General features: G+C 69.0%; 1 protein-coding gene. It reads left to right on the top strand.

Annotation, left to right across the window (positions count from 1 at the left end; all coding sequences use genetic code 11):
* Positions 1 to 161: 161 nt before the first annotated feature.
* Positions 162 to 683, top strand: a 522-nt coding sequence (locus tag ACFQ87_RS46165; RefSeq protein ID WP_380617037.1) for a PaaI family thioesterase, incomplete at its 3' end; no start/stop codon positions are given.

Genomic DNA, 683 nt, shown 5'->3' with positions numbered 1-683 from the left:
CCGGGACCGTCGGACCCGGGACGGGCAGGGACGAGACCGACCTGTTCGCGGGGCTGCGCGCGGGGGAGGGGGCGGTATGAGACATGAGTGAACCGGTGGGGCCGACGGGCGTGTACCGGACGGGACTTGAGCCAGGGGTTCGAACAAGGCAGGTTGGTCTCATGACGAATCACCAGCCTGCCCCCACCGAGCAGCAGTCCCTGGACGGTCAGGAGTCGCGCTCCCGCACCCACAGCTGGACGGCCGGCCCGCCGATCTCCGAGTACCCGCACCTCACCGGCGAGGAGATCCTGTTGGAGTGGATCGCCGGGCGGATCCCGGAGCCGTCGATCTGCAGCACCATGGGCTTCCATCTGGTCGAGGTGAAGCCGGGCACGGCGGTGTTCGAAGGGGAGGTGGGCGACCACCTCTTCAACCCGATGAACACCGTGCACGGCGGGTACCTGGCCACCCTGCTCGATTCGGCGCTCGGCTGCGCCGTGTTGAGCAAGCTACCGGCCGGGATCGGCTACACCACCACGCAGTTGAACGTCCATATGCTGCGTCCGTTGTTCGCCGACTCGGGGCTGCTGCGCTGCGAGGGCGTGGCGCTCCACCTGGGTCGGACGATGGCGACGGCGGAGGCCAGGGTGGTCGGCGCGGAGAACGGCAAGCTCTACGCTCATGCCACCACCACCTGCGCG

Source organism: Kitasatospora sp. NPDC056531 (genome assembly GCF_042794375.1).
Classification (GTDB): domain Bacteria; phylum Actinomycetota; class Actinomycetes; order Streptomycetales; family Streptomycetaceae; genus Kitasatospora.
Note: the sequence above shows the minus strand (reverse complement) of the source record. Positions and strands in the feature narration are given on the sequence as shown.